General features: G+C 69.3%; 14 protein-coding genes. 4 read left to right on the top strand and 10 right to left on the bottom strand.

Going from position 1 to position 19,286, the window contains the following annotated elements:
* Positions 1–3: 3 nt before the first annotated feature.
* From E4U91_RS22535 to E4U91_RS22490, 10 genes are all read right to left on the bottom strand, one after another.
* Complete coding sequence (locus E4U91_RS22535) at positions 4–984, bottom strand: ABC transporter permease (protein ID WP_137308513.1); 981 nt, start codon at positions 982–984, stop codon at positions 4–6.
* Positions 977–1,900: an ABC transporter permease gene (locus E4U91_RS22530; protein WP_137308512.1), complete on the bottom strand. Its 924-nt coding sequence runs from the start codon at positions 1,898–1,900 to the stop codon at positions 977–979. Before E4U91_RS22530 ends, E4U91_RS22535 begins: the two co-directional genes overlap by 8 nt.
* Before the next feature lie 6 nt (positions 1,901–1,906).
* On the bottom strand, positions 1,907–3,535 hold the full coding sequence (locus E4U91_RS22525) for a peptide ABC transporter substrate-binding protein (protein ID WP_137308511.1): 1,629 nt from the start codon (positions 3,533–3,535) through the stop codon (positions 1,907–1,909).
* A gap of 211 nt (positions 3,536–3,746) precedes the next feature.
* Positions 3,747–4,871 (bottom strand): ABC transporter ATP-binding protein, encoded by a 1,125-nt coding sequence (locus E4U91_RS22520; RefSeq protein WP_137308510.1) that lies wholly within the window; start codon positions 4,869–4,871, stop codon positions 3,747–3,749.
* Between the two features lie 13 nt (positions 4,872–4,884).
* Positions 4,885–5,946 carry an ABC transporter ATP-binding protein gene (locus E4U91_RS22515; RefSeq protein WP_137308509.1) on the bottom strand — a complete coding sequence of 354 codons (1,062 nt, stop codon included), beginning with the start codon at positions 5,944–5,946 and terminating at the stop codon, positions 4,885–4,887.
* 9 nt (positions 5,947–5,955) lie between these two features.
* Positions 5,956–6,936 carry an ABC transporter permease gene (locus tag E4U91_RS22510; RefSeq protein ID WP_137308508.1) on the bottom strand — a complete coding sequence of 327 codons (981 nt, stop codon included), beginning with the start codon at positions 6,934–6,936 and terminating at the stop codon, positions 5,956–5,958.
* Positions 6,937–7,031: 95 nt separating this feature from the next.
* A complete protein-coding gene (locus E4U91_RS22505) occupies positions 7,032–8,840 on the bottom strand; it encodes an ABC transporter substrate-binding protein (RefSeq protein WP_137308507.1) in 1,809 nt (602 codons plus the stop codon).
* Between the two features lie 111 nt (positions 8,841–8,951).
* Entirely contained in the window at positions 8,952–9,992 is a 1,041-nt protein-coding gene (locus E4U91_RS22500; protein ID WP_137308506.1) for an ABC transporter permease, read from the bottom strand.
* A gap of 399 nt (positions 9,993–10,391) precedes the next feature.
* On the bottom strand, positions 10,392–12,308 hold the full coding sequence (typA, locus tag E4U91_RS22495; protein ID WP_137308505.1) for a translational GTPase TypA: 1,917 nt from the start codon (positions 12,306–12,308) through the stop codon (positions 10,392–10,394).
* A 228-nt stretch (positions 12,309–12,536) separates the two neighbouring features.
* Positions 12,537–14,930 carry an ABC transporter family substrate-binding protein gene (locus tag E4U91_RS22490; protein WP_137308504.1) on the bottom strand — a complete coding sequence of 798 codons (2,394 nt, stop codon included), beginning with the start codon at positions 14,928–14,930 and terminating at the stop codon, positions 12,537–12,539.
* Positions 14,931–15,289: 359 nt separating this feature from the next.
* Here E4U91_RS22490 and E4U91_RS22485 point away from each other — a divergent pair, with 359 nt between their 5' ends.
* The 4 genes from E4U91_RS22485 (at position 15,290) to E4U91_RS22470 (ending at position 19,284) form a co-directional block, all read left to right on the top strand.
* Positions 15,290–15,580, top strand: a complete 291-nt coding sequence (locus E4U91_RS22485) for a hypothetical protein (protein WP_137308503.1) — start codon at positions 15,290–15,292, stop codon at positions 15,578–15,580.
* 17 nt (positions 15,581–15,597) lie between these two features.
* Positions 15,598–16,434, top strand: a complete 837-nt coding sequence (locus E4U91_RS22480) for a hypothetical protein (protein ID WP_137308502.1) — start codon at positions 15,598–15,600, stop codon at positions 16,432–16,434.
* Between the two features lie 79 nt (positions 16,435–16,513).
* Positions 16,514–18,511: a fumarate reductase/succinate dehydrogenase flavoprotein subunit gene (locus E4U91_RS22475; RefSeq protein WP_137308501.1), complete on the top strand. Its 1,998-nt coding sequence runs from the start codon at positions 16,514–16,516 to the stop codon at positions 18,509–18,511.
* Positions 18,508–19,284, top strand: a complete 777-nt coding sequence (locus E4U91_RS22470) for a succinate dehydrogenase/fumarate reductase iron-sulfur subunit (RefSeq protein WP_137308500.1) — start codon at positions 18,508–18,510, stop codon at positions 19,282–19,284. Before E4U91_RS22475 ends, E4U91_RS22470 begins: the two co-directional genes overlap by 4 nt.
* The last annotated feature ends 2 nt before the right edge of the window (positions 19,285–19,286 follow it).

The following is a 19,286-nucleotide window of genomic DNA, read 5'->3' as shown; positions in this document are numbered from 1 at the left end:
CCGTCACCTCAGCTTCGGGTCGAGGGCGTCGCGCACCGCGTCGCCGAGCATGATGAACGCCAGGACGGTGACGGCCAGGGCGCCCGAGGGCCACAGCAGGGCGTGCGGGGCGTTGCGGACGTACGGCGAGGCGGCCGAGATGTCGATGCCCCAGGAGACGCTGGGCGGCTTCAGGCCGACGCCGAGGTAGGACAGGGTCGCCTCCAGCGCGATGTAGGTGCCGAGCGCGATGGTCGCCACGACGATCACGGGGGCCACCGCGTTGGGCGCGATGTGCCGCAGCAGCAGCCGGGAGTTGGAGGCGCCGAGGGCGCGGGCGGCCTGGACGTAGTCGTTCTGCTGGGCGGTGATGACCGAGCCGCGGGCGATGCGGGAGATCTGCGGCCAGCCAAGCAGCACCATGAACCCGATGACCGGCCAGACGGTGTTGCTGGTGACCACCGACAGCAGCACCAGACCGCCGAGGACGACGGGGATCGCGAAGAAGATGTCGGTGATCCGGGACAGCAGCGAGTCCCAGGACCCGCTGAAGAACCCGGCGAGCCCGCCCAGCACGCTGCCGAGCAGCGCCACGCCGAGCGTCGCCAGCACGCCGACCGTGACGGACGTACGGGCGCCGTACACGGTGCGCGTGTAGACGTTGCACCCCTGGCCGTTGTACCCGAAGGGCGCGCCCGGCCCGGAGCCCTGCTGGGCCTTGGCGAGGTCGCACTTCAGCGGGCTGCCGGAGGTGATGGCCCCGGGCCACAGGGAGATGAAGACCAGGAAGAGGATGACGAGGGCGGAGATGATGAAGACGGGGTTGCGCCGCAGGTCGCGCCAGGCGTCGGACCACAGCGAGCGCGGCTTCTCGGCCGGCCCGGTGCCGTCCGGTCCGCCGGGGGTCTTCTCCAGGCTGACGGCCTCGCTGGCGCCCAGGTCCATGGCGCCGCCCATGCCGGTCCCGGCGATCGCGCCCTCCGGCTCGTACGGCTGCTCAGGCATAGCGGATCCTCGGATCGAGAACGGCGTACAGGAGGTCGACGACCAGGTTCGCCGCCAGGAAGACCAGCACCAGGACGGTCACGAAGCCGACGACCGTCTGGGTGTTCTGGCGGAGGATGCCCTGGTAGAGCTGGTAGCCGACGCCGTGGATGTTGAAGATGCGCTCGGTGACGATCGCGCCGCCCATGAGCGCGCCCACGTCGGTGCCGATGAACGTGACCACGGGGATCAGGGAGTTGCGCAGCAGGTGCCGGGTGACGACCCGGTGGCGCGGCAGGCCCTTGGCGATGGCCGTGCGCACGTAGTCGGACCGCTTGTTCTCCGCGATCGAGGTGCGGGTCAGGCGGGTGACGTAGGCGAGGGAGACGGAGGCCAGGACCAGGCCGGGCAGGATCAGCTCGCCGAAGGTCGCCTCCGGCGAGACCGACGGTTTGATCCAGCCCCACTTCACCCCCAGCAGCAGCTGGAGCAGCAGGCCGGTGACGAAGGTGGGCACGGAGATGACGACCAGGGTCAGCAGCAGGACGCCGGTGTCCTCCGGGCTGCCGCGGCGCAGCCCGGTGATGACGCCCAGGGTGATCCCGATGACGATCTCGAAGAGGATCGCCACGATGGTCAGCCGGATGGTGACCGGGAACGCCGTCGCCATCAGCTCGGTGACCTCCTGGCCGTTGAAGGCCGTGCCGAAGTCGCCGGTGAAGACGTTGCCCATGTAGGTCAGGTATTGCTGCCACACGGGCTTGTCGAGGCCGAACTCCTTCTTGAGCTGGGCGGCGGTGGCGGGGTCGCACTGGCGCTCGCCGCACAGGCCCGCGATGGGGTCGCCCATCACGTTGACCATCAGGAAGATCAGCAGCGTCGCCCCGATGAACACGGGGATCATCTGGAGCAGCCGCCGGACGACGTAGCGCCCCATGGCGGATCAGCCGACCTTGATCTCGTTGTAGACGGGGACCGAGAACGGGTTGAGCTTGACGTTGGACAGCCGCTGCGAGTAGCCGGCGCTGCCGTTCTGGTACCACAGCGGGATGGCGGCCATGTTGTCGCGCACGACCTCCTCGGCCTTCTGGAAGGTCTGCACGGCCTTGCCCGTGTCGGTCTCGGAGTTGGCCTGGTTGACGAGCTGGTCGAACTGCTTGTTGGACCACTTGCCGTCGTTGGAGGAGGCGTTGGTGTAGTAGAGCGGCTGGAGGAAGTTCTGGATCAGCGGGTAGTCCATCTGCCAGCCGGCCCGGAACGGGCCGCTCATCTTGCGCTCGGTGATCTGGTTGCGGAAGTCGGCGAAGGTGCCGATCGGGTTGCCGACGCACGCCTTGGTGTTGCCGAGCGCGTTGTTGATGGAGTTGCAGACGGCGTCCACCCACTGCTGGTGGGAGCCGGTGTCGGCGTTGTACGAGATCTTGACCTGGCCGCCGGGCAGGCCGCCGCCCTCCTGGATGAGCTTCTTGGCCTCGGAGGGGTTGTAGTCGCAGGCGTCGCCGCACAGGCCGTCCTGGAAGCCGCCGTCCTTGCCGAGCACCGGTGAGGTCCAGTCGGTGGCCGGGGTGCGGGTCTTCTGGAAGATCGTCTCGGTGATCTGCTTGCGGTTGATCGCCATGGACAGGCCCTTGCGGACCTTCTCCGAGTCCGCCTTGTTCCACTGCGGGTCGTAGAACGGGAACGCCAGGGTCTGGATGATGCCGGCCGGGGTGTTCAGGTAGCGGTCGCCCAGGTCGTTCTTGGCGTTCTTCAGCTGGGCGGCGGGCACGTCGTCGACGAGGTCGAGGTTGCCGGCGAGCAGGTCGGTGTAAGCGGTGTTGTTGTCGGTGTACACCTTGAGGGTGACGCCGCCGTTGTCGGCCTTGTCGTCGCCGGGGTAGTCCGCCCAGGTGCGCAGCTCCATCTGGGAGCCCTTGGTGTAGGACTGGATGGTGTACGGCCCGTTGCCGACGGGCTTGCTCAGCCAGCCGGCGTGGTCGCTGAAGAACGCCTGGGGCAGCGGGGCGAAGGCGACGTAGCCGAGGGTGTCGGGGAACGTCGAGAACTTCTGGGTGAGCTTGACGGTGAAGGTGCGGTCACCGGTGACCTTCAGCCCGGAGAGGGTGGTGGCGGTCTGCTTGCCGCTGTCCGGGTGGACCTTGTCGTAGCCCTCGATGTAGCCGAAGAAGTAGGCGTTCTTCTGGTTGTTCTTCAGGCTGGCGCCGTAGTTCCAGGCGTCGACGAAGGACTTGGCGGTGACCTTCTCGCCGTTGCTGAACGTCCAGCCGTCCTTGACGGTGATGGTGAAGTTCTGCGAGTCGGTGGTGTCGATCTTCTCGGCGAGCATGTCCTCGGCCGCGCCGGTCTCCGGGTTGTACCGCTTCAGCCCGCGGAAGAGCATGTCGAGCACCTTGCCGCCCTGCACCTCGTTGGTGTTGGCCGGCTCCAGCGGGTTCTGCGGGTCGCCCCAGGAGGCGCTGAGCACCGCGCCGCTGTCGCTGCCGCCGGAGCCGCCCCCGCCCCCACAACCCGTCGCCACCAGGGCGACCGCCGCCGCGCCCGCGGCCCACCTGGCGTGCCTGGCTCCGCGCATGGATGCCTCCTCTTGGGTCCACCGATCTCCACCGTTGCGTTATCGGCCAATATCGGCGCAAAAGGGGTGCCGCGCATGCGCGCCTCGGCCATTCGGCGGTCACATGGAGGACAAGGGGAGCGAGCAGGGCCGGAGAACACGCCGTGGGGCCGGGGAGTGTTCCCCGGCCCCACGGCCGTGCCGTCCGCGCGCCCGCGCGCGGTCCGGTGCGTTACTGCGTCGCGTCGTCCTCGAGGGCCGCGAGGGCCGGGTCGAGGACGATGTCCTCACCGCGGTCCTCGGTCGTCGGGTCCTCCGGGAAGTGGCACGCCGTCAGGTGGCCGCCCCGGTTGCCGGAGAGCTGGACCAGCGGGGGCTCCTCCGTCGCGCACTTGTCCTGCGCCTTCCAGCACCGGGTGCGGAAGCGGCAGCCGGACGGTGGCTGGATCGGGGAGGGCACGTCGCCCGAGAGCCGGATGCGCTCACGGCCGTCGTCCTCGCCGTCGATCTCCACCTCGGGGACCGCGGACAGCAGGGCGTGGGTGTAGGGGTGCCGGGGACGGTTGTAGATGGAGTCCCGGTCGCCGACCTCGACCACCTTGCCCAGGTACATGACCGCGATGCGCTGCGAGAAGTGCCGGACGATCGCCAGGTCGTGCGCGATGAACACGAAGGCGATGCCCAGCTCGTCCTGGACCTTCTGCAGCAGGTTCACGACCTGCGCCTGGATCGACACGTCCAGCGCGGAGACCGGTTCGTCGGCGATGATCAGCTTGGGGTTGAGGGCGAGCGCCCGGGCGACCCCGATGCGCTGCCGCTGGCCGCCGGAGAACTCGTGCGGGAAGCGGTTGTAGTGCTCGGGGTTGAGGCCCACCAGCTCCAGCAGCTCGCGGACCCTCTTCTCGCGACCACCGGCCGGGTCGATCCCGTTGACCTCCATCGGCGACTTGATGATCGTGCCGACGGTCTGCCGCGGGTTCAGCGAGGAGTACGGGTCCTGGAAGATCATCTGGATCTCGGACCGCACCGGCGCCAGCTCCCGCCGCGAGGCGTGCGTGATGTCCTGCCCGGCGTAGGTGATCCGGCCGGCGGTCGGCTCCAGGAGCCGGGTGATCAGCCGGCCCGTCGTCGACTTGCCGCAGCCGGACTCGCCCACCAGGCCGACGCTCTCGCCGACGCCGACCGAGAGGTTCACGCCGTCGACGGCCTGGACCGCGCCGACCTTGCGCCGGATCGGGAAGCCGCCGTAGATGGGGAAGTGCTTGGTCAGCCCCTCGACCTTCAGCAGTGTCTCGGTCGACGGAGAAGAGGCGTCGGCGGAGCCCTGCTGTGCGGGGAGGGTGAGGTTGTCGCTCATGTCTCGGATCTCCCTAGCGCAGCCGGGGCTGGATCTTGTCGATGAAGATGGTCTGCTTCTGCTCCGCCGTCAGGTGGCACGCCGCGGCACGTCCCTCGCCCAGCGACGGCCGGCTGTCGGTGCACAGGGTGCCCGGGACCTCCGACCGGAAGGCGCAGCGCGGGTGGAAGGGGCACCCCGACGGCGGGTTGAGCAGCGAGGGCGGCGAACCCGGGATGGGGGTGAGCGCCTGGTGGATGTCGCTGTTCAGCCGCGGCATCGAGCTGAGCAGGCCCCAGGTGTACGGGTGCCGGGGCGCGCCCAGCACCTCCTTCACGCTGCCCCGCTCCACGGCCCGGCCCGCGTACATCACCAGCAGGTCGTCGGCCATCTTGGAGATGACGCCGAGGTCGTGGGTGATGAAGACGATCGCGGAGCCGAACTCCTGCTGGAGGTCCTTGAGCAGGTCGAGGATCTGGGCCTGCACGGTCACGTCGAGCGCGGTGGTCGGCTCGTCGGCGATCAGCAGGTCGGGGTCGCACATCAGCGCCATGGCGATCATGGCGCGCTGGCGCATGCCGCCGGAGAACTGGTGCGGGTAGTCGTCGAAGCGGACCTTGGGCTGCGGGATGCCGACCTTGGTCAGCATCTCGATCGCGCGGTCCTTCGCCTCCTTCTTGGAGGCGCCCTTGTGCTTCATGAAGGGCTCGGACAGCTGCCGGCCCACCGTGTAGTACGGGGACAGCGCGGTCAGCGGGTCCTGGAAGATCATCGCCATCTTGTTGCCGCGGAGCTTCTCCAGCTCCCGCTCGCGGGCGGTGATCAGCTCCTGGCCGTCCAGCACGATCTCACCGTCGATGGTGGCGAACTGCGGGTTGTGCAGACCGAGGATGGTCAGGTTCGTCACCGACTTGCCGGAGCCCGACTCGCCGACGATGCCGAGGGTCCTGCCCCGCTCCAGGTCGAAGGAGAGCCCGTCGACCGCCTTGACGATGCCGTCCTCGGTCCTGAACTGGACGCGCAGGTCGCGCACGGAGAGGAAGGCCCCGGCGTCGGCCGAGGTGGGAGCCCCCGATTCCTTGGTGAGAGTGGTCACAGAGAGCTCCTAGGACAGCCGCACGCGCGGGTCGATGAACGCGTAGCACGCATCGACGATGATGTTGAACAGAAGGATCATGGCGGCCGAGAACAGCATCACGCCCAGCAGCAGGGGCAGGTCGCTGAACTTCACCGCGTCCACGGCCAGGTGTCCGAGGCCCGGCAGGCCGAACGTGTACTCGGTGATGATCGCGCCGCCCAGCAGCGAGCCGATGTCGATGCCGAAGATGGTCACGATCGGGATGAGCGAGCCCCGCCAGGCGTAGCGGAAGAACACGTAGCTCCGCGACATGCCCTTGGCCCGGGCGGTCCGCACATGCTCCTCCTGGAGCTGCTCGATCATCGACGAGCGCGCCATACGAGTGTACTGAGCAGCGAAGATCGTCGAGAGCACGGCCCAGGGGATGAGCAGCCCGGTGAACCAGTCCGCAGGGTTGGCGGTGAAGGGCGTGTACTCCGGCTGGTCGAACAGGTGCAGCTGGAAGACCAGGAAGGCCATGGCGAGCGGGCCAAGGAAGTAGATCTGCATGGAGCTGAGGACCATCGCGCCGGCCGTGAAGCTCTTGTCGATGACCGTGCCGCGCTTCCAGGCCGCGAGCAGACCCGAGCCGAGACCGACGAACAGGAAGAGGACGGCGGAACCGAGGGCCAGCGAGACCGTGGTCGGCAGGCGGTCGATGAGGGTCGACCAGACGTTTTCGTTGGTGTGGTACGAGTAGCCGAAGCACGGGGCGGGGCAGGGGCCCTGGGCGAAGTCGTCCCGGCCCGCGAAGAGGCCCTGGAGGAAGATCCAGAACTGCTCCGGGATCGACTTGTCGATCCCCAGCGTCTTGTGGATGTTGGCCAGGGCGTCCGGTGTACAGGTCTTGCCGCACATCAGCAGCGCCGGATCGCGTGGCATGCCGAAGAAGAGCAGGAACGCGACCACGGTCAACAGGACCAGGATCACGACGGCGCCGAGTGACCGGCGGAAGATGAAGCGCAGCATCAGGAGGCAGCTTTCGGGCGTGGGAAGGCTGTGCGGTCAGGGGGCGCCCCGCCGGACGGCGGGGCGCCCACAAGCACCGTGGGAGGTGGAGGCGGTTACTTCACGAACAGCCTGCGCGGGTCGACGCCACCGAGGACGTCGTCGTACACGAGGCCGCCGACCTTCGAACCGGCGATCTGGGTCTGCTTGTAGTAGCCCGTCGGGATGTTGGAGACGACATCCTTGACGATGTACTCGCTGACCTTGTTCCACTCCTCAGCGGCCTTGACCGGGTCCGTGATCTTGTTGACCCGGTCGATGTCCGCGTTGACCTTCTGGTCGTTGATGTGCGCGTAGTTGGCGGCGCCGTCCTGGATGACGCGGCCGTCGTACAGCGGCGGGACGACCGTCGAGGCGCTCGGCCAGTCGGCACCCCACGCGGTGTGGTAGATGTCGAAGTTGTTCTTGACCTTGCCGATCTGGTCGTAGTACGTCTCGGCCGGGATCTCCTGGCGCTGGACGTTGAAGCCGGCCTTCTGCAGACCCGCCGCCATGGCGGTGGAGTACTGCTGGCCCTCCGGGGTGTTGATGTAGCCGAAGGTCAGCTTCATGCCGACCTTGCCGGCCTCCTTCAGCAGCGCCTTGGCCTTCACCGGGTCACCGGCCGGCTTCTTCTTCTTGCCGAACGGGTCGAAGCTCGGGTTGTAGCCGGAGACGGTCGGGCTGATCAGACCGCCGGCGACCTCCATGGCCTGGGCACCGCCGTAGGCGCGGACGAAGGGCGTGATGGGCAGCGCGTAGGCGATGGCCTCGCGGACCTTCTTGTCCTTCATCTCCGGCTGGGACATGTTGATGTCCATCTGGCCGACGTAGGGCTGGTAGCCGGAGACCACGCGGGTCTTCAGCTTCGGGTCGGCGAGCACCTTGGACAGGTTGCCGGCGTCGACCTGGTTGTTGAAGCTGATCGACGTGGCGTTGACGCCCGAGTCGTCGAGCAGCGTCTTGGTGGAGTCCTCGTACTGCTTGTTGAAGAGGAAGTTGAACTGGTTGACGTACTGGTGGCGGATCGGGTCCGTCTTCGGGTCCCAGTTCGTGTTCTTGACCAGCGTCATGGACTTGCCCGACTTGAAGTCCGCGATCTTGTAGGGACCGGCGGTCATCGGGGCCTTGTCGTACTTCTCCTTGGTGTCCTTCTTCTGCGACACCACGGAGTAGCCCGCCATGGCGAGCGCGTACGGCAGGTCCGGCTTCGGCTCCTTGAACTTGAAGACGATCGTCTTGTCGTCCGGGGTCGCGAGGACGGTGTCCGGCAGGTGCTTGCCGCCGTACGGACCGCCCTTGAGGAGGCCGCGGTACTCGGTGCCCGGGGTGTTGGCCATCCACTGCTGAATGTACGTCGGGCCGTTGGAGATGAACGGCGCGAAGAGGCGCTCGAAGGTGTGGCGGACGTCAGCCGAGGTGATCGGCGTGCCGTCGGCCCACTTGATGCCGTCCTTCAGCTGGTACGTCCAGGTCTTGCCGCCGTCGGTGGTGGTGCCGCTGTCGGTGGCGAGGTCACCGACGACCTCGTGCTTGGCGCCGTCGTCGCTGGTCGCCTTGTAGCCGGTCAGACCGCGGTGGATGATCGAGGAGAGGGAACCCTCGTCGGAGACGTAGATCTGCGCCGGGTCGAGGTGGGCGTAGGTGTCCCGCTGCAGGACGGTCACCGTGCCGCCCGCCTTGGCGCCGGGAACCTCGGGAGCCGGACCGACCGAGTCCTGAGCCTTGCCGAACTCGATGGAGGACTGCTGCCGCTTGGCGTTCTCCGTGTCCTTCTCGTTGCTGGCCCCGCCCTTGCTGCCACCGGAGCTGCAGCCGGTGAGCGCAAGCGCTCCGGCCGCGAGCACGGAGATGGCGGCGTACGTGTGGCGTCCACCCTTACCCATCACTCGGTTTCCCACCCATCCATGTGTCACAACTGCGATGAAATGAAGCGTCGTCCGCGACGGCGAGGTCGCCGCCGCGGGCTGGTTCGGGCAGGATGCCCATCCCGTCGGTCAGCGAGCCGTCTTGGGGTCGAAGGCGTCGCGGACCGAGTCCCCGAGCAGGTTGAACGCCACGATGAAGATGATCATGGAGATACCCGGGAAGAACATGTACGTGATGTCGTTCTGCATCACGAGTTCGGTGGACGCCTTGGAGAACATCTGTCCCCAGTCGGGCGTCGGCTCGACGAGACCCACGCCGAGGAACGAGAGGCCGGCTTCGGCCGTGACGAAGGCCGGGAGCATGTACGTGGACTGCACGAGGATCGGCGTGACCACGTTGGGCAGGACTTCCTTGCGGATGATCCGCCACGGTGAGGCCCCGCTCACCCTGGCCGCTTCGATGAACTCGCGGCCGGCGAGCGAGAGCGCGGTGCCCCGGAGGATACGGGCCAGGCTCATCCAGCCCAGGACCCACTGCACGGCGATCAGCGCGACCACCCGGACGTAGACCGGCGTCTCGTCCTTGGGGTCGACGAAGAGCGAGACCACGACGGGCATGCTGGCGATGAAGAACAGCTGCGCGGGAAAGGCGAGGAGGAAGTCGACGACGCGGCTGACGGCGAAGTCGACCTTGCCGCCCATGTAGCCCGCCATGACACCGAGGAGGACACCGGTGAGGACGGTGGCGACGGTGACGGCCACCGAGATGCCGAGCGAGTTGCGGATGCCGTAGAGCAGCTTGGTGAAGACGTCGTACCCGTTGCCGGGCTCGAGACCGAACCAGAAGTCCCCGCTGATGCCGCCGTTGGGCTGCAGGGGGACACCCGCGCTGTCGAACAGGTCCGGGCGCTCGTCGGCGAACACCGTGTACGGGTCCTTGCCGTAGAGCTTCGATATCAGGGGCGCCAGCAGGCCCACGACGAAGAAGAAGACCACGACACAGGCCGAGATCACGCCGACGCGGTCCCGCTTGAAGCGGATCCACATCAACTGGCCGGGGGAACGACCGACGAGTTCCTTGCCCTTGTCGGTCTCGGCGGCCGTCGACGCCACCTCGGGGTCCAAGGCGACCGCAGACCCGGGGCCCTCGGCCTTGGTTGGACTGGTCATGTGTGTTCTTCCCCCGCGGGGTAGGAGAGTTGAGCGCAGCACAGATACCGGCAGGCTCTGTGGTTTGGGGGAACTGTCGCCAAAACGTTCAACGCGCGTCAAGGGCGGAAGACATAGGGATCTCCCTACGGTCCACATTTTGAGCAAAAATTGCGAAGACTGACACCTACGCGCGCTTGACATCCGAGATAAGTAACCGTCAAACCGGGCATAACGTAGGCAATTTGCGTTCACATGTCCGAAACACGATCGGCCGGTCACCGATTTCCGGACGGTTACTCATCAGTCGTCCGTCGAGTGTCCGTCGAGCCCTCCCGTCCCGCCCCCGGGGTACGCCGACGACCCGGCCCTCTCCCAGGGAGAGAACCGGGTCGTACGACTCGTTGCGGGGGCCTCGGCTCAGCCGTGCTTGGCGCGGCTCGCCGCGCGGGCGCGCTCACGCTGGTCCAGCGCGACCTTGCGGATGCGCACGGCCTCCGGGGTCACCTCGACGCACTCGTCGTCGCGGCAGAACTCCAGGGACTGCTCCAGCGACAGCTTGCGCGGCGGCACGATCGACTCGGCCACGTCGGCCGTGGACGACCGCATGTTGGTGAGCTTCTTCTCCTTGGTGATGTTCACGTCCATGTCGTCGGCACGTGAGTTCTCACCGACGATCATGCCCTCGTACACCTCGGTGCCGGGCTCCACGAAGAGCACGCCGCGCTCCTGGAGGTTCGTCATCGCGAACGCCGTGACGGCACCCGAGCGGTCCGCGACCAGCGAGCCGTTGTTGCGGGTGGTCAGCGTGCCGAACCAGGGCTCGTGGCCCTCGTGGATGGAGTGGCCGATGCCCGTGCCGCGGGTCTGGGTGAGGAACTCCGTGCGGAAGCCGATCAGGCCGCGCGAGGGCACGACGAACTCCATGCGGACCCAGCCGGAGCCGTGGTTGGACATGTTGTCCATCCGGCCCTTGCGCACGCCCATGAGCTGCGTGACCGCGCCCATGTGCTCCTCGGGCACGTCGATCGTCATGCGCTCGACCGGCTCGTAGACCTTGCCGTCGACGTCCTTGGTGACGACCTGCGGCTTGCCGACCGTCAGCTCGTAGCCCTCCCGGCGCATGGTTTCGACCAGGATGGCGAGGGCCAGCTCACCGCGGCCCTGGACCTCCCAGGCGTCCGGGCGGTCGGTGTCCAGCACGCGCAGCGAGACGTTGCCGATCAGCTCGCGGTCGAGGCGGTCCTTGACCTGGCGGGCGGTGACCTTGCGGTCCTTGACGGCCGCCTTGGCGTCCGCGCCCTTGCCGGTGCCGCCGCGGCCGACCAGCGGGGAGGTGTTGGTGCCGATGGTCATCGAGATGGCCGGCTCGTCCACCGTGATCAGCGGCAGCGCCACCGGGTTCTCGGGGTCGGCCAGCGTCTCGCCGATCATGATCTCCGGGATGCCGGCGACGGCGCAGATGTCACCGGGGCCGGCCTTCTCGGCGGGCTTGCGGGTGAGCGCCTCGGTCATCATCAGCTCGGAGATCCGCACGTTCTGCACGGAGCCGTCGCGCTTCATCCAGGCGACGGTCTGCCCCTTCTTCAGCTCGCCCTGGTGCACGCGCAGCAGCGCGATGCGGCCGAGGAAGTTGTCGGCGTCCAGGTTGGTGACGTGCGCCTGGAGCGGGGCGTCCTCCTCGTAGGTGGGCGCGGGGATGTGCTCCAGGATCGTCGAGAAGAACGGCTCCAGGCTGTCCGAGTCACCGGGGACGGTGCCGTCGGCGGGCTTGGTCAGGGAGGCGACGCCGTCCCGGCCGCACGCGTAGACGATCGGGAACTCGATCTGCTCCTCGTCGGCGTCCAGGTCGAGGAAGAGGTCGTACGTCTCGTTGACGACCTCGTCGATCCGGGCGTCGGGACGGTCCGTCTTGTTGATGCACAGGATGATCGGCAGCCGCTGGCTGAGCGCCTTGCGCAGCACGAACCGGGTCTGCGGCAGCGGGCCCTCGGACGCGTCCACGAGCAGCACGACACCGTCGACCATCGACAGACCGCGCTCGACCTCGCCACCGAAGTCGGCGTGGCCGGGGGTGTCGATGATGTTGATCGTGATGGGCTCCCCGCCGTCCTTGGGGTGGTACTTCACCGCCGTGTTCTTGGCGAGGATCGTGATGCCCTTCTCACGCTCCAGGTCGTTCGAGTCCATCATGCGGTCGTCGACCGAGTCGAGCTGGTGGGCGGCGAAGGCACCGGCCTGCTTCAGCATGCCGTCGACGATGGTCGTCTTGCCGTGGTCGACGTGCGCGACGATGGCGACGTTGCGGATGTCGTGACGTGTTGCGGTCACTGCCATGAGGTGGCGTACTCCCGGAGTGTGAGGAAAGCCCGGCGCGTACGTCTGTGGGGCGCGGGCCCTGCCGGGCTGAACGTGCCACGGCCTCACCCCATGGTACGGGGCGATCGCGCCAGGGGCTTCCGGGCCCGGTGAGGCCGGGGCGGGGCCGCCCCGCAGGACGGCTCCGCACGGGCCGGTACGACCGGCCCCGAGCACCCCTCGACCTGGGCGCTCCCTGCTCCTGCCCTATTTCTGCGACGGGCTCGCCGCGTCCCGCACCGCGCCCTTCTTCAGGAAGCCCATGTCCTCGTACACCGGCGTCCCGAACCCGAAGGCGCCCGCGTTCACCAGGTCCTTCCGGGCGGCCACCAGCTGCGGCCGCTGGTACAGGGGAATCGATCCTGCGGCCGCCCAGATCCGGCTGTCCGCCTTGCGCAGCAGGTCCCGCGCCTCGTCCTCGTCCAGGGTGGCGACGGCCCGGTCGAACAACTGGTCCACCTGGTCGGTGCCGACCCGCGTGTAGTTCTGCTCCACGGTGAGCGACCCGTCCGCGGCGGGCACGGGCTTGGCGTAGATCGGCCGCGCGTCGGTCGCGGGGAAGGCGCTCGCGGGCCACGAGTACAGGGCGAGGTCGTACTGCCCGGACGCGATGTGGTCCTTGAAGTAGCTCGCCTCGGACACCTTGGTGATCTGGGTGCGGATCCCGACCTTCACCAGCATCGAGGAGATCCGCTCGGCGACCGCCCGCAGCGTCTCGGAGCCCTCGCCCGAGGGCAGCACGAACCGCAGGTTCAGCGCCTTGCCGTCCTTGGCGAGCACCCCCGAGGCCGAGCCGGCCGGCGCGGCGGTGCCCTTGGGCGCGTAGGCGCCGGCCATGCCGCCCTGGCTCAGCTCCCGGCCGACCCACGGCCGGCCGTCCTGGGCGAGGTGCCGCCCGTCGTGCCCGCTGCGCTGGTCCTTGCCGTCCCCGGCGCTCGCGCGCCGCCCCTTGTCGTCCTCCCCGACGATGTACGTCCCCTCGTCGTCCCCGTCGGAGTCGTCCTTCTTGCCGGCCTTCGGGGAACTGCTGCTCTTCGCGCCCCGGTCGGACTTCTCGCCCTCTCCCCCGGCCGCCTTCTCCGTCTTCTCCTCGTCGACCCGGCCGCCGGGCACCCAGCCGGCGTCCCCGAGCAGGGCCCGCGCCTCGGCCGTGTCCTGGCCGCCGAGCGCGCCGCTGTTGTCGGCGTAGGCCGCCTGGCCGGACAGGGCGAGGTGGCTGCCGACCGGCTCGGCGGGCAGACCCAGGGGCCTGAGCACCAGCTTCGCCAGCTCCTTGCGGTCCAGGGCCCGGGCCACGGCGCGGCGCACCCGCTCGTCGGCGAGCGGGCCCTCGGAGCCGTTCAGGGCGAGCTGGGTGTACGCGGGCTCCAGCGAGCGGCGCACCTCCAGGTCGCGCGAGGCGTCCTTGGCGGCCGCCGCGCGGGAGGCCTTGCCGTCGGTGCTCTCCTCGTCGCTGTCGCCGTCGTCGCTCTTCTTCTCGCCGTCGGACTTGTCGCCGTGGGTCTTCTGGTCGCCGTCGGTCTTCTTGTCGTCGTCCGTCTTGTCGCCGTCGGTCTTCTTCTCGTCGGGCTGCTGCTCGTCGTCCGGCTGCTGCTCGTCGTCGGTCGTCCCGCTCTCCTCGCTCGGGTCGGCCTTCCCGCTGTGCTCGCTCTTCCCGCTCTTCCTCGCCGCACCCGTCCCCTCGGCGGCCCCCGGCGCCGACGCGTCCGCGCCCGCCGACCCCTTCGCCGCCGTCTCGATGCGGCGGGCGTCGGCCGGGTCGACCTCGGCGAGGTCCAGCTTCCCGGCGGCCAAGGCGGACGCCCGGTCCTCGCGGGGCACGGCCGTCAGGACGATCTCGGACAGCTTCGCCGGCCGCCCCCACCAGCGCGGGTTGCGGGCGAGGGTGACCGTCTTGGCCTTGCGGTCGACCTTCTGGAGTGCGAACGGCCCGGCCGTCACCTTCAGCTTGCGGCGCGCCCCGTCGTTGAACGCGTCGGGCGTGCCCATGACGTCCTTGGGGTACAGCGGCGAGAACAGCGAGCGCCAGTCGGCGTAGGGGCGCGCGAAGGTGACCCGGACCTCCAGGTCGTTGCGGCCGCGCTCGACCTTCTCGATGCGGTCGTAGCCGGCGTTGCGGGCGGTCCAGTAGGCGCTGTCCTTGCCGGACAGGGCGCGCCACTGGGCGGCGAAGTCGGCGGCGCCGATCTCGCGGCCGTCGCTCCAGACGGCCTGCTGGTCGAGCCGGTACAGGACGACCTGCTTCGGCTCGGTGTCCACGACCTTGGCGGACTCCAGGTAGTCGGCGTCCCGCCGGGGCCGTCCGGCCGCGTCGAGGCGGTACATCGCCGGCAGCACGGCCTGGGCGACCCGGTTGGTGGCGGCGTCGGCGTCGGCCTGGAAGGAGTTGAAGGTCTCGGGCACGTCGTCGACGGCCCAGTGCAGCGTGCCGCCGTCGGCGACCCGGGCGCGGCCGGCCGTGGCGATGTCCTGGGCGGCGAGGGGCTTCCCGGCCTCGTCGTCGGAGCCGCAGGCGGCCAGCAGGGGGACCGCGAGGACGGTCGCGGTCAGAAAGGTGACCGAGCGCATGACCGCGCGCGGTCCGAGGCCGTCGTGGGACATCTCTGCTACCTCCGGCTCCGCGGTGTTCGGGACTTCCCGGGCGTGCTGCCGGGTCTATTGATCAGGTGGGTGATCACTTTTGGCGGTATATGGAGCTGATCAGATCTATCGGCGTACGTCGGCGAGTGAAGAGGAAAGGGTTCAGCGGACGGCGGCGACACGGCGGGGCGGGGCCGAACGCCACCCGTGCGGCGCAACGCCCTTCGGCCCCGCAGGCGCAGTATCCGGTCGGCGCACACCCGTACGCCCCCTAATTCGCTGCACGTCCCTTCCCAGCGGCCGGTGTGACGCGCGACACTCGCAGGCGCATGAACGCCCCCCGTCCAGGGCCTCGGGCCCGCGGAAATGAGGTGCACGTCATGTCCGTGAACGACGACCTGGCTTCGATCCAGCGCTGCATGGACGAGCTGCTCCGGTCGGTCGGCCGACTGGAGAAACAGGTCGGTGGCGGCGGTCTGGAGATCCGCCGCGTCCGCACCGACGCCCAGCACCTGCGCGAGAGCGTCGCCCTGCTCCGGCAGGCCGCCGCGACCTCGGTCGTGGCCGCCGTCCCGGAGCTCGTGACCATCCCCGACACCCCCTACGACACCACCCTGTGGACGGACTCGGACGACGAGGGACTCGGCGCCCGCGACCGTCGCGCCCCCTGAGCCGACCGGAGTCACCCGTGGCCACTGGTACGGAACCACCTGCCACCGAACCCGCTCGGGCGCGGGGCGGTGTCCGCGGCGCCACGCGCGCCGCGATCGCCGCCCCCCACCTGCGCACCGACCGCTGGTGGCTGGCGCCCGCCGCCACCACCGCCGGTCTGCTGGCCTTCGTCGTCTACTCGACCTGGCGGGCCTTCGCGGACTCGGACTACTACGCGGCGCCCTACGTGTCGCCGTTCTACTCGCCGTGCCTGGCCGAGCGGTGCAGGCCGATGCACGCCGGGCCCAACTGGGAGGTCCTCGGCGGCTGGTGGGGCATCTCCCCGGCGATCATCATCCTGGTCTTCCCGCTGGGCTTCCGCCTGACCTGCTACTACTACCGCAAGGCCTACTACCGGGGCTTCTGGGCCTCGCCCCCGGCCTGCGCGGTGGCCGAGCCGCACCGGACGTACACCGGCGAGACCCGCTTCCCGCTGGTCCTGCAGAACCTGCACCGGTACTTCTTCTACGCGGCGGTCGTCGTCGCCGGGATCCTCACCTACGACACCGCGCTCGCCTTCCGCGACGAGCACTACGCCTGGGGCCACATGGGGCTCGGCACCCTGGTGTTCCTGCTCAACATCGTGCTGATCTGGGCGTACACCCTGTCCTGCCACTCCTGCCGGCACATCGTCGGCGGCAAGCTCAAGCACTTCTCCCGGCACCCCGTGCGCTACCGGATGTGGCAGTTCGTGGGCCGGCTGAACGCCCGGCACATGCTGCTCGCCTGGGCGTCGCTGGTCAGCGTGGCGCTCGCCGACCTCTACGTCTGGCTCGTCGCGTCCGGGGCGTTCGACGATCCACGTTTCTTCTAGTGAGCAACTCCCGTGAGCACAGTGCGCGTTCCCGTCCGTCACCCGTGTGTCCGGTGCGTCTAGTGAGTGGGGCCTGCTGATGTCCGTGGTCGACCGCCAGGAGTGGGACGTCGTCGTGGTCGGGGCCGGCGGTGCCGGTCTGCGGGCCGCCATCGAGGCCCGCGAGCGGGGCTGCCGTACGGCGGTGGTCTGCAAGTCGCTGTTCGGCAAGGCGCACACGGTGATGGCCGAGGGCGGCATCGCCGCCGCCATGGCCAACGCCAACGAACACGACAACTGGCAGGTCCACTTCCGCGACACCCTGCGCGGCGGGAAGTTCCTCAACCAGTGGCGGATGGCCGAACTGCACGCCCAGGAGGCCCCGGACCGGGTGTGGGAGCTGGAGACGTGGGGCGCGCTGTTCGACCGCACGAAGGACGGGCGGATCTCCCAGCGCAACTTCGGCGGGCACGAGTACCCGCGCCTCGCGCACGTCGGCGACCGCACGGGACTGGAGCTGATCCGCACCCTCCAGCAGAAGGTCGTCGCCCTCCAGCAGGAGGACTTCCGGGAGACCGGCGACCACGAGGCCCGGCTGAAGGTCTTCCAGGAGTGCACGGTCACCCGGGTGCTCAAGGACGGCGACCGCGTGTCCGGTGTCTTCGGCTACGAGCGGGAGTCCGGCCGCTTCTTCGTCCTCCAGGCGCCGGCCGTCGTGATCGCGACGGGCGGCATCGGCAAGTCCTTCAAGGTGACGTCCAACTCCTGGGAGTACACCGGCGACGGGCACGCGCTGGCGCTGCTCGCGGGCGCCCCGCTGCTGAACATGGAGTTCGTGCAGTTCCACCCGACCGGCATGGTCTGGCCGCCGTCGGTCAAGGGCATCCTCGTCACCGAGTCGGTGCGCGGCGACGGCGGGGTGCTGCGCAACTCCGAGGGCGAGCGGTTCATGTTCCGGTACGTCCCCGACGTCTTCAAGGAGAAGTACGCCGAGGCGGAGGAGGAGGCCGACCGCTGGTACGACGACCCGGACCACAACCGGCGGCCGCCCGAGCTGCTCCCCCGCGACGAGGTCGCCCGCGCCATCAACGCCGAGGTCAAGGCCGGGCGGGGCTCCCCGCACGGCGGTGTCTTCCTCGACGTGTCCACCCGGATGCCCGCCGAGGTGATCAAGCGGCGGCTGCCGTCGATGTACCACCAGTTCAAGGAGCTGGCCGACGTCGACATCACGGCCGAGGCGATGGAGGTCGGGCCGACCTGCCACTACGTGATGGGCGGCATCGCGGTCGACTCCGACTCGGCGGCCGCCCGCGGGGTGCCGGGCCTGTACGCGGCCGGTGAGGTCGCGGGCGGCATGCACGGCTCCAACCGGCTCGGCGGCAACTCCCTGTCCGACCTGCTGGTCTTCGGCCGGCGGGCGGGCTGGCACGCCGCCGAGTACGCGGCCGGGCTGGCCGCGGCCCGTCCGCGGGCCGACGACGCGCAGGTCGACGCGGCGGCGGCCGAGGCCCTGCGGCCGTTCTCCGCCGAGGCCGAGGCCGAGGTCTCGGTCGAGGCCGAGCACGAGGACTCCGCGGTCGGCGAGCGGCCCCCGGAGAACCCCTACACCCTGCACCAGGAGCTCCAGCAGACCATGAACGACCTGGTCGGCATCATCCGCCGGGAGGGCGAGATGCGGCAGGCCCTGGAGAAGCTCGCCGAGCTGCGGGTGCGGGCGCGCCGGGCCGGCGTCGAGGGGCACCGCCAGTTCAACCCGGGCTGGCACCTCGCCCTGGACCTGCGCAACATGCTGCTGGTCAGCGAGTGCGTGGCGCGGGCCGCGCTGGAGCGCACCGAGTCGCGCGGCGGGCACACCCGCGAGGACCACCCGGCCATGGACCGCGCCTGGCGCCGGATCAACCTGCTGTGCACGCTGACCGACCCGACGGGCGGCCTCGCGGCCACCGGTGCGACGGGCGGCCTCGCCGCCACCGACCCGGTGAGCGGCCGGATCCGCCTCGGCCGCGAGACCACCGAACCCGTCCGCCCGGACCTGCTCGCCCTGTTCGACAAGGAGGAGCTGGTCAAGTACCTCGCCGAGGAGGAGCTGTACGAGTGAGCGGCTACCAGGCTCGATTCAAGGTGTGGCGGGGGGACGTGGACGGCGGCGGCCTGGAGGACTACCGGGTCGAGGTCAACGAGGGCGAGGTGGTGCTGGACATCATCCACCGCCTCCAGGCCACCCAGGCCCCCGACCTGGCCGTCCGCTGGAACTGCAAGGCCGGCAAGTGCGGTTCGTGCTCGGCCGAGGTCAACGGGCGCCCGCGGCTGATGTGCATGACCCGCATGTCGGTCTTCGACCGGGCCGAGACGATCACGGTGACCCCGCTGCGGGCCTTCCCCGTGGTCCGCGACCTGGTGACGGACGTCGGCTTCAACTACCGCAAGGCGCGGGAGGTCCCGGCGTTCGTGCCGCCCGCCGGACTGGGCCCCGGCGAGTACCGCATGATGCAGGAGGACGTGGACCGTCCGCAGGAGTTCCGCAAGTGCATCGAGTGCTTCCTGTGCCAGGACACCTGCCACGTGGTGCGTGACCACGAGGAGAACAAGACGGCCTTCGCGGGACCGCGCTTCCTGATGCGGGTCGCCGAACTCGACATGCACCCGCTGGACGCGGCCGCGGACACCGGCCTGGACCGCGAACGCGCGGCCCAGGAGGTCCACGGCCTGGGCTACTGCAACATCACCAAGTGCTGCACGGAGGTCTGCCCCGAGGGCATCAAGATCACCGACAACGCCCTGATCCCCCTGAAGGAACGCGCCGTCGACCGCAAGTACGACCCCCTGGTGTGGCTCGGCTCGAAGATCAGGAGACGCGGCGCAGGAGGCTGAGC

Origin of the sequence: Streptomyces lasalocidi (assembly GCF_005280215.1) — a bacterium.
GTDB lineage: Bacteria > Actinomycetota > Actinomycetes > Streptomycetales > Streptomycetaceae > Streptomyces > Streptomyces longwoodensis.
This window is presented reverse-complemented; position numbering and strand designations above follow the sequence as displayed.